This window comes from Oscillibacter sp. KLE 1745, assembly GCF_000469445.2.
Classification (GTDB): Bacteria; Bacillota; Clostridia; order Oscillospirales; family Oscillospiraceae; genus Oscillibacter; species Oscillibacter welbionis.
In genome coordinates this window covers 1-9652 of the sequence record NZ_KI271754.1, presented here as the reverse complement: position 1 = coordinate 9652, position 9652 = coordinate 1, and the positions used below count along the sequence as shown (strand labels likewise).

Below are 9652 nucleotides of genomic sequence, written 5' to 3'. Positions count from 1 at the left end.
CGGGCGCTGCGGCAGGCACCGCCGCAGCGGTCACAGCAGCCATCACAGCCGCCGCAGCCCTTTCCTCTGCGGCGGAGGCAGGAACGGAGGGCAAGCGCCAGCCAGACGCCCAGGGCCGCCAGGATCAAAACTTCCAGCATGGCAGCCTCCTCTATCCCAGCAGCAGCGCCGCGATGTGGTAGACCAGGAAGGCCACCATCCAGGCAATCACGCACTGGCTCAACGCCACACCGGCGGCCTTCCAGCCGGAGCCCAGCTCCCGCTTCACTGCGGAGATAGCGGCCACGCAGGGGGTGTACAGCAGGGTGAAGGCAAGGAACCCGGCGGCAGTGACAGGGGTGAACAGCGTCCCCAGGGCGGCGGTGCTGACATCCGCGCCGGACCCGGTAAGGATTCCAAGGGTGGAGATGACGGACTCCTTTGCGATGAACCCGGTGATGAGGGCAGTGGAGACCCGCCAATCGGCAAAGCCCAGAGGAGCGAAGAGCGGGGCGATCCAGGCACCCACGGTGGCCAGCAGACTGTCGGCGCTGTCATCCACCAGGTTCAGCCGGGTGTCAAAGGTCTGGAGGAACCAGACGATGATGGTGGCCACGAAGATGATGGTGAAGGCTCGGGTCAGAAAATCCTTGGCCTTGTCCCAGCACAGCTGCCACACGCTTTTGGCGGAGGGGAAGCGGTAGTTGGGCAGCTCCATGACGAAGGGCACGGGGTTGCCCTTGTAGACTGTGGTGCCCAGCACCTTGGCCGCCACGATGCCCACCAGGATACCCAGGATGTACAGCCCGATCATCACCAGGGCGGCATGATTCGGGAAAAAGGCGGCGGAAAACACGCCGTAGATAGGGATCTTGGCAGAGCAGCTCATGAAGGGCGTCAGCAGGATGGTCATCCGCCGGTCCCGCTCCGAGGCCAGTGTCCGGGTGGACATGATGGCGGGCACTGAGCAACCGAAGCCCACCAGCATGGGGACAATGCTCCGGCCGGAGAGACCGATCTTCCGCAGCAGCTGGTCCATGACGAAGGCCACACGGGCCATGTAGCCCGTGTCCTCCAAAATGGAGAGGAAGAAGAACAGCACCACGATGATGGGCAGAAAGCTCAGTACACTGCCCACTCCCGCGAACACGCCGTCGATCACCAGACTGTGGACCACGGGGTTCAATCCATAGGCGGCGAGGCCGCTGTCCACCGCCGCGGTGAGGGCATCGATCCCCGCGGCCAGCAGATCCGACAGGAAGGCGCCGATGACTTCAAAGGTCAGGAAGAAGATGCCCAGCATGATGGCGAAGAACAGTGGCAGGGCCAGGTATTTGTTGGTCACCACCCGATCGATGGCCTCGCTGCGGGCCCGCTCCCGGGACTCCCGGCACTTCACCACCGTGCCGGAGCAGATGGTTTCGATGAAGGTGTAGCGCATATCCGCCAGTGCGGCATTGCGGTCCATGCCGCACTCGTCCTCCATCTCCTTGACGCTGTGCTCAATGAGCTCCAGCTCGTTCTGGTCCAGGGCCAGGCGGGTCACGATGTCCTCGTCTCCCTCAATGAGCTTGGTGGCGGCGAATCGGACGGGAAGGCCCGCAGCCTCCGCGTGATCCTCGATCTGGTGGACCACCGCGTGGATGCACCGGTGGACCGGTCCGGGGGAGCAGAAGTCGTACACCGTAGGCAGCGTCTTGGTCCGGGCAGTCTGGACGGCAACCTTCACAAGCTCGTCCACGCCCTGGTTTTTCACAGCGGAGATGGGCACCACCGGGATGCCCAATGCCTGGGACATTCCCTTCACGTCGATGGTGCCGCCGCCGGCGGTGACCTCATCCATCATGTTCAGGGCCAGTACCATGGGAATACGCATCTCCATCAGCTGGAGCGTCAGGTACAGGTTCCGCTCGATATTGGTGGCGTCCACGATATTAATGAGGCCGTCGGGCTTTTGGTTCAGGATGAAATCCCGGGTGACAATCTCCTCCGGCGTATAGGGCCGGATGGAGTAGATGCCCGGCAGGTCGACCACCGTGCAGTCCTTTTCCCCCCGGATGGCGCCAGACTTCTGATCCACCGTCACGCCGGGGAAATTGCCCACGTGCTGGTTGGAGCCGGTGAGCTGGTTGAACAGCGTGGTCTTGCCGCAGTTTTGGTTGCCGGCCAGTGCGAAGATCATGTCCCGGCCACCTCCACTTCGATTTTCCCGGCGTCCTCCTTCCGCAGGGACAGGGAGTACCCCCGCACCCGCAGCTCCAACGGGTCGCCCAGGGGTGCGACCTTCTCCACCCGCACGCGGGTCTTCGGGATCAGCCCCATATCCAGCAGGCGGCAGCGCAGGGCGCCCTCGCCGCCCACAGCCGTGATGACGGCCTCCTGCCCCAGGGGCAGCTTGTCCAGTGTCATCGGAACGTTCCTCCTCAAAAGTTAGCATTGTCTAACAATTAGAAGTTTATCATCGTGCACTTTAGGAGGCAACTATAAAACAAGCCAAAAGCCGACAAATTTTTCTCTGGAAATTGTATAACATGGATAAAAAGAAGAAGCGGCGGGCAGGGTTTGGAAAGGGCCTTGCCCCGGAGGGGGCAGAAATGCTATACTAAACCCAAACCAAGCCGGAGGCAGAGGGCCCCCGGCGATCAGGAGGAGCTTATGCTGACATTCAATCACTTCAATTTCAATGTAGCGGATTTGGACAAATCTCTTGCGTTCTACAAGGAGGCCCTGGGCCTGGAGCCGGTGGGGGAGCGGAAGGCGGCGGCCGACGGCAGCTTCATCATCGTCTACCTGGGGGATGGAAAGACGGACTTCCGCCTGGAACTGACATGGCTGCGGGACCATCCCCAGAAGTATGACCTGGGGGAGTGCGAATTCCATCTGGCCCTCCGGGCAGAGGACTATGAGGCGGCCCACGCCAAGCATGCCGCCATGGGCTGCATCTGCTTTGAGAATCCTGCCATGGGGATCTATTTTGTGACAGATCCCGACGGATACTGGATCGAGATCATCCCCACCCGATAAAGGTGCACAAAGGGAAGCCCCCGCGCTGAGAAAAATTTTTTTGAACGGCAGTTGCGCCCGGCTGGGCGCCATGGTACACTGAGATTGGTCGTGGGGCGTTCTGCCGGGGGCGGCGGAGGCCCGGATCTATTTTTTGGCAAGGGAGAGAGTGAAATGAAACAGAGACTGTTTGTATTGGCGGCGGCTGTGGTGATGGCACTGGGGCTGACCGCCTGCGGCGGAAGCGGCTCCAGCGAGGGCCGCACCGGCGACACCATGGAGACCTACTTCTTTGATTTCACAGTCAACAGCGCATACCTTACCAGCGACTACGCGGGCCGTACCCCTGGGGAGGGGAACGTACTGCTGGTGGCGGACATCACCGTAAAGAACACCTTCGAGCAGAGCATTGAGATGTATGACACTGATTTCCAGGTCCAGTGGGACGACGGCGATGACGCCTATGCCTATCCCATCACCACAGACATGGAGACCTATACGGAAGTGGAGCCGGTGGGGGAGAACCAGCTGCCCGGTACATATCCCATGGCCGTGGACGAGGAGCGCAGCGGCGAGCTGGTCTATGAGGTACCCTCCGGTTTTACGGACTTCTCCATCGCTTATCTGGAGCAGTTTGTGGATGACTCCGGGGAGGAGAGCACCGGCGAGACTTTCTTCGTCTACTTCACTGCTGAAGACCAGACAGGTGCCTCCGCCTGACAAAAACAGAAAAAGCGCCGCCGCTCCTGCGGTGGCGCTTTTGATTTTGATCCGTTGCTGCGGGACTGGGCGGTTTCCTCACCAGACCAATGTGCGGAAATAGTCCTCCGGCGTCTCCGCCCGGCGGATCAGCTCCACGGAGCCGTCCTCCTTCAGCAGCAGCTCGGCGGAGCGGAGCTTGCCATTGTAGTTGTAGCCCATGGAGAAGCCGTGGGCGCCGGTGTCGTGGATCACCAGCAGGTCCCCCATGTCGATCTTGGGCAGCATCCGGTCCACGGCGAACTTGTCATTGTTCTCGCAGAGGCTGCCGGCGATGTCATACTTATGGTCGCAGGGCTGGTCCTCTTTGCCCATCACGGTGATATGGTGGTAGGACCCGTACATGGCCGGACGCATCAGGTTGCAGGCACAGGCATCCACGCCGATGTACTCCTTATAGATGTGCTTTTCGTGGATGGCCCGGGTGACCAGATGTCCGTACGGACCGGTCATGAAGCGGCCCAGCTCGGTATACAGAGCCACGTCACCCATCCCGGCGGGCACCAGCACCTCCTCATAGGCCCGGCGGACTCCCTCGCCGATGACGGCGATATCATTGGCAGGCTGCTCCGGACGGTAGGGGATCCCCACGCCGCCGGAGAGGTTGATGAAGGTGATATGGACGCCGGTCTCCGCCTTCAGCTCCGCTGCCAGCTGGAAGAGAATGCGGGCGAGGGCGGGGTAGTAGTCGTTAGACAGGGTGTTGGAGGCCAGGAAGGCGTGGATGCCGAACTCCTTGGCGCCCATGGCGGAAAGGCGGGTAAATGCCTCCGCGATCTGGGCGCGGGTCATGCCGTACTTGGCGTCACCGGGATTGTCCATCACCTGGAAGCCCTCCCGGGTCTCGCCCAGGGTGAACACGCCGCCGGGATTGTAGCGGCAGCAGATTTTCTCCGGCACATGGCCGATGGACCGCTCCAGATAGTCCACCAGCGTCAGATCGTCCAGGTTGATGATGGCGCCCAGCCGGTCCGCCATCTGGAATTCCTCCGCCGGGGTATCGTTGGAGGAGAACATGATGTTCTCACCGGTGATGCCGCACCGCTCCGAGATCATCAGCTCCGTCATGGAGGAACAGTCGCAGCCGCAGCCCTCCTCGTGCAGCAGCTTCAGCAGGGCAGGGGTGGGAGCGGCCTTCACGGCGAAATACTCCCGGTAGCCGGGATTCCAGGCAAATGCTTTCCGCAGGCGGCGGGCATTCTCCCGGATGCCCTGCTCATCATAGATGTGGAACGGGGTGGGGTACTGGGCGGCGATGGCCTCCAGCTGGTCCTTTGTGACAAAGGGGGTCTTCATATCAACAGCCTCAAATCTTCATAAACTCTACCGCGTCGAATTTTGCGGTGCCATAGATGTGTCCTATTTTACGAGCACATCCATGTCTCTGTCAAGAAATTTGCCCAAAAAACGGAAAAACAGTCCTTGATTTTCCCAAACAGACAGGCAGAGCGATGTTCTTTTCAAAAAACATCCCTTGCTTTTACAGGAAAGAGACGATACAATGGCCGTAGAGTGCCGTCCCGCCTAGAAGGAACGGCAACCGCTCCGCAGCGGAACTGTCCCTGCCGGTCCGGACGATGGTTCTGTGCGCGCGGGCAGCGTTAGGCTGGTGGTCGAGCGGTATGCAGACGGAAAGATCGCCTGGGGACGGGCTCTAAATCCTCCGTCCTGCTGCAGGCGAACGGATGAAACACACAGCCGCCGAGGGGCGGGGAGAGGAGAACAAGATGAAAACTGTGATCGTGGACGCTGTGGGGGAGCCGTGCCCCATTCCGGTGGTGAAGGCCACGAAAGCCCTGCGGGAGCTGGGAGAGCCGGGAACGCTGGAGGTCCGGGTGGACAATGAGATCGCGGTGCAGAACCTGACCCGCATGGCGGCGGGGAACCACCTGCCGGTCCAGGCGGAGAAGAAGGGAGAGCACCTGTTTGTGGTGACCATGGAAGTGGCGGAGCCGGTGGGAGATGCCCCGGCGGAGGAACCTGCTCTGACCTGTGTTCCGGACGCCCGGGGCGACTTGGTGGTGGCCGTGGATTCAGAGACCATGGGACGGGGCAGCGACGAACTGGGGAAGCTGCTGATGAAGAGCTTCCTTTTTGCCGTGAGCCAGTTGCCCCGGCTGCCCAGGACCGTCCTGTTCTATAACGGTGGTGCCAAGCTGACGGTGGAGGGTTCCGAATCTCTGGAGGACCTGCGGAATATGGAGGCCCAGGGAGTGGAGATCCTCACCTGCGGCACCTGCCTGAACTTTTACGGTCTGGCGGAGAAGCTGGCTGTGGGCGGCGTCACGAATATGTACGCCATTGTGGAGGCCCTGGCCAATGCCGGGAAGGTCATCAAGCCATGATCTACCTGGACAACGCCGCCACCACCCGGCCCAAGCCTCCCGGTGTGGCAGAGGCGGTGGCCGCGGCCATGAATGACTACGGCAACAGCGGCCGGGGCACCCATCCGGAGGCCCTGGAGGCGGCCCGGAGCATCTACGGCGTCCGTCAGGCGCTGGCGGCTCTCTTCGGCTGTTCCCGGGCGGACCGTGTGGCCTTCACGCCCAATTCCACCATGGCGCTGAACATCGCCATCTCCGGCCTGCTGGGGGCGGGGGACCATGTGATCTCCACAGATCTGGAGCATAACTCGGTTCTGCGTCCGCTGTACAGACTGCGGGCGCAGGGAGGGGCGGTGGACTTCGTCCCGGCAGACCGGCAGGGGCGGATTGACTACGAGGACTTTGAGCGGCTCCTGCGGCCGAATACAAAGGCAGTGGTGTGCACCCACGGCTCCAACCTGACGGGGGATCTGATGGACATCCAGCGGGTGGGGAACTTCTGCCAGAAGCACAGGCTTCTGTTCATTCTGGATGCCTCCCAGACCGCAGGGGTATTTCCCATTGACATGGAACGGCAGCACATCAGCGTGGTGTGCTTCACCGGCCACAAAAGCCTGATGGGCCCCCAGGGCACCGGCGGGCTCTGTGTGGGAGCGGGGGTGGAGATTCGCCCCTTTGCCGTGGGCGGCACCGGCGTCCAGAGCTACTCTGAGACCCAGCCGGAGGCCTATCCCACCCGGCTGGAGGCGGGGACCCTCAACAGCCATGGTATTGCCGGCCTGGGAGCATCTTTGGCGTTTCTGAAGCGTACCGGTCGGGACGCAGTCCGCATGCACGAGTCCGTCCTGGCCCGGCGGTTCTATGAAACCGTTAGAACCATTCCTGGCGTAAAAGTGTATGGGAATTTTGCTGTACAGCTCCGGGCGCCTATCGTGTCCCTGAATATCGCTGATCTGGACTCCTCGGAGGTGGCGGACGAGCTGGCGGAGCGGTTTGAGATCGCCACCCGGCCCGGCGCCCACTGCGCCCCCCGGCTCCACCGGGCGCTGGGGACCGAGGACCAGGGCGCGGTGCGGTTCTCCTGGTCCTATTTCAATACAGAGGCAGAGACCGACGCGGCTGCAGAGGCGGTCCGTATCCTGGCGGCGGAGGCAGTCTGACCATGCGGAAAAAAGAGGAGCGGTTCGTGGTAACTTTCGCCACCACCACCGGGGCCATGGCCATGGAGCGGGCCTGCCAGGCGGCGGGGCTGCCGGGGCGGCTGATTCCGGTGCCCCGGAGCATCACCGCCGGCTGCGGGATGTGCTGGTCTGCGCCGCCGTCGGCCCGGGCGGATCTGGAGGCCCTGGTGATCCGGGAAAGACTGGACGTGGACGGCCTGTACGCCGTCCTGCTGTGAGGAGGAGAGAGCATGTCGGCAAATTGCGAGGAGTGTGTCTACTACGACTACGACGAGGAACTGGCGGCTTACGTCTGCGAAGCGGACCTGGACGAGGACGAAATGGAGCGGTTTCTCCGTGGCGGCACACGGGACTGTCCCTTCTACCGGCCCGGCGACGATTACCGCACGGCCAGACGGCAGTGAGCACGACGAACCATGACAAAACAGCGCCTTGGACATCGTATCTGTCCAAGGCGTCGTTTGCATATATACGATGGCTCACTGGGCGGAGAGCCAGTCTACGTATTCCTCCAGGCACAGGTCAAGCTCCGTCATCTCCCGGGCGGCTTCCCGGCCCACATAGCGGTAGTGCCAGGGCTCATAGATAATGCCTGTGATCTCGCTTTTGGCGTTGGGATAGCGCAGGACAAAACCGTATTCCCAGCTGTGCTCGATCAGCCACTGCTGGACCAGGGTGTCCTCCTGCCCCTGGTCCAAAATCTGATAGGAGGCGTCTACGATGTCCAGGGCCAGGCCCGTCTGGTGCTCACTGGTGCCCGGCACGGCTACCACAGTTCCAGCCTCCGTGACGGCGTTTTCGTATGAATATCCCTCTTCTATCAAACGCTGGAGCTTGTTTTCGTACAGCTCCTGCTGCTTGGCCTGTGTCCGGTAGGACGAGCAGATCACCGGGTCCAATCCCGCTGCCCGGCAGTCGTCCATCATCTCCTGCAGATCCGGGTATGCTCTGGAATCCACCGAGTGGCCATACTTCAGCTTTGTCCGTTCAAACGTGTATCCATCGGGCAAAGGGTTCCAGCGGTTCACCAGCAGGATCTGCCAGTCATCCGGAGTAACGGCGCCGGACTGGGGGGCCGGATTCAGCTCGACCGGCGGCAGGGCATCGGGTTCCTGCAGCGAAGACTCCGGGTGCTGCTCCGCCAGTTGTTCCGCAGGCTCCAACGCAGACATGGGGGCGGAAAAGGATCTCACTGTGCGTATAGTCAAAACCACGGCAGACAATACCAGACACATGCAGAAAAGCTTCAAAGGCCAGCGCAGTCTGCGGGAGCGCTTTCTACGCCGCCCTTTTGAGCTATGTACGTCTGCGGCTCTATCATTTGTATAAACCATGGGAGTCCTCCTCGGGCGCCTATGTGATCTGTTGCTTTTGGTTCTGCTCTACCTAATAGACGCCGGTTTGTCGAAAAAAGTTTCAAAATGGGGAAATCTTTAGATAGCCGGTCATGGCATGCAATCTCCGGACAGCTAGGTCGGTAGCGGAAGAGCAGGGGGGGGACTGCGAATCAGAAGACGCCCGCCGCAATCTGTACAACATGGATGCTGTGTTTGTTTCCGCCGGTATATTCTGAACAATAAGGCCGCACACATTGCCCACTCGGCAATGTGTGCGGCCAGTCACAAACAAGCCAGGGGAGATGTCGGTGAAAGTAAAAAAAATCGAAGCATCCAATTTGGATGCTTCGATTGGTCCGAGTGGCGAGACTTGAACTCACGGCCTCTTGACCCCCAGTCAAGCGCGCTACCAACTGCGCCACACCCGGAAATGTGCTGCTCGAAGTCAGCTCACTTATAATAGCATACTGTTTCTGGAAATGCAACCCCTAAAATGAAAAAAATTAAAAAAATAAAAATGGGAGCAGATTGTTGACAAATCGCCAATCGATATAGTATAATAATCAGGCGTCCGACGGATGGCGCCTTTCCATGATGGAGAGATGTCCGAGCGGTTGAAGGAACCGGTCTTGAAAACCGGCGACGCGCAAGCGTCCGTGGGTTCGAATCCCACTCTCTCCGCCACATCTTTAATCAGTGAATATCGTATCTGCAGAAGTACCCAAGAGGCCGAAGGGGCTCCCCTGCTAAGGGAGTAGGGTGTCTAAAAAACGCCGCGAGGGTTCAAATCCCTCCTTCTGCGCCACACGCCGCAAGCACAGAATGCTTGCGGCGTGTTTTTTCTGTCATTTACAAGATCAGCAGCAGGCCCAGGGCCACCAGCAGCTCTTCATCCGCGCCCTCCCGGAAGAGGAAGAAGAGGATGGCCAACAGCAGCAGGTCCCCGGAATCCACACTGCTCAGGTGAAACTGGTCCAGCAGATGCCGGAGCAGGCTGCTGAGGCTGTCCGGCCCATTCTCGCCGGAGGGGGGAGGATCAGGGCGGGGCGGGGGGGCGCTGTCCCAATGG

10 protein-coding genes, 3 tRNA genes and 1 pseudogene are annotated in these 9652 nt (G+C 60.8%); 8 read left to right on the top strand and 6 right to left on the bottom strand.

All coding sequences use genetic code 11. The annotated features are described in order from the left end of the window. Positions 1–151 precede the first annotated feature (151 nt). Together feoB and HMPREF1546_RS14150 are read right to left on the bottom strand one after the other, a co-directional pair. Positions 152–2161: a ferrous iron transport protein B gene (gene feoB, locus HMPREF1546_RS14155; RefSeq protein ID WP_021749935.1), complete on the bottom strand. Its 2010-nt coding sequence runs from the start codon at positions 2159–2161 to the stop codon at positions 152–154. After that, complete coding sequence (locus tag HMPREF1546_RS14150; protein WP_021749936.1) at positions 2158–2388, bottom strand: FeoA family protein; 231 nt, start codon at positions 2386–2388, stop codon at positions 2158–2160. The genes feoB and HMPREF1546_RS14150 overlap by 4 nt, the downstream gene beginning before the upstream one ends. Positions 2389–2634: 246 nt before the next feature. On the opposite strand from HMPREF1546_RS14150, the gene HMPREF1546_RS14145 reads away from it, so the two are divergent. After that, a complete protein-coding gene (locus HMPREF1546_RS14145; protein WP_021749938.1) occupies positions 2635–3003 on the top strand; it encodes a VOC family protein in 369 nt (122 codons plus the stop codon). Between the two features lie 153 nt (positions 3004–3156). Then, complete coding sequence (locus HMPREF1546_RS14140; RefSeq protein WP_021749939.1) at positions 3157–3702, top strand: DUF4352 domain-containing protein; 546 nt, start codon at positions 3157–3159, stop codon at positions 3700–3702. 78 nt (positions 3703–3780) lie between these two features. Here HMPREF1546_RS14140 and HMPREF1546_RS14135 read toward each other — a convergent pair whose 3' ends face one another. Beyond that, a complete protein-coding gene (locus HMPREF1546_RS14135; protein WP_021749940.1) occupies positions 3781–5037 on the bottom strand; it encodes a diaminopimelate decarboxylase in 1257 nt (418 codons plus the stop codon). 431 nt (positions 5038–5468) lie between these two features. On the opposite strand from HMPREF1546_RS14135, the gene yedF reads away from it, so the two are divergent. Genes yedF through HMPREF1546_RS19295 form a run of 4 tightly spaced genes read left to right on the top strand, consistent with a single transcriptional unit; the run spans position 5469 to position 7650 of the window. Then, positions 5469–6086: a sulfurtransferase-like selenium metabolism protein YedF gene (yedF, locus tag HMPREF1546_RS14130; RefSeq protein ID WP_036630682.1), complete on the top strand. Its 618-nt coding sequence runs from the start codon at positions 5469–5471 to the stop codon at positions 6084–6086. Continuing rightward, positions 6083–7225 (top strand): aminotransferase class V-fold PLP-dependent enzyme, encoded by a 1143-nt coding sequence (locus HMPREF1546_RS14125; protein WP_021749943.1) that lies wholly within the window; start codon positions 6083–6085, stop codon positions 7223–7225. Before yedF ends, HMPREF1546_RS14125 begins: the two co-directional genes overlap by 4 nt. Before the next feature lie 2 nt (positions 7226–7227). After that, positions 7228–7464, top strand: coding sequence for a DUF3343 domain-containing protein (locus HMPREF1546_RS14120; RefSeq protein ID WP_021749944.1), 237 nt, complete (start codon positions 7228–7230; stop codon positions 7462–7464). Between the two features lie 12 nt (positions 7465–7476). Continuing rightward, positions 7477–7650 (top strand): DUF6472 family protein, encoded by a 174-nt coding sequence (locus tag HMPREF1546_RS19295; RefSeq protein ID WP_021749945.1) that lies wholly within the window; start codon positions 7477–7479, stop codon positions 7648–7650. A 75-nt stretch (positions 7651–7725) separates the two neighbouring features. Here the strand turns inward: HMPREF1546_RS19295 and HMPREF1546_RS14115 are convergent, their stop codons facing one another. Both HMPREF1546_RS14115 and HMPREF1546_RS14110 read right to left on the bottom strand, forming a co-directional pair. Beyond that, positions 7726–8418, bottom strand: a complete 693-nt coding sequence (locus HMPREF1546_RS14115) for a M15 family metallopeptidase (RefSeq protein WP_021749946.1) — start codon at positions 8416–8418, stop codon at positions 7726–7728. A 517-nt stretch (positions 8419–8935) separates the two neighbouring features. Then, positions 8936–9011 (bottom strand) — tRNA-Pro (locus HMPREF1546_RS14110). A 168-nt stretch (positions 9012–9179) separates the two neighbouring features. Between HMPREF1546_RS14110 and HMPREF1546_RS14105 the strand changes: the two genes are divergently transcribed. Beyond that, positions 9180–9267 (top strand) — tRNA-Ser (locus tag HMPREF1546_RS14105). 27 nt (positions 9268–9294) lie between these two features. Beyond that, positions 9295–9388 (top strand) — tRNA-Ser (locus tag HMPREF1546_RS14100). Between the two features lie 44 nt (positions 9389–9432). Here HMPREF1546_RS14100 and HMPREF1546_RS19290 read toward each other — a convergent pair. Continuing rightward, positions 9433–9652, bottom strand: a pseudogene (locus HMPREF1546_RS19290) (hypothetical protein); the annotation flags it as partial.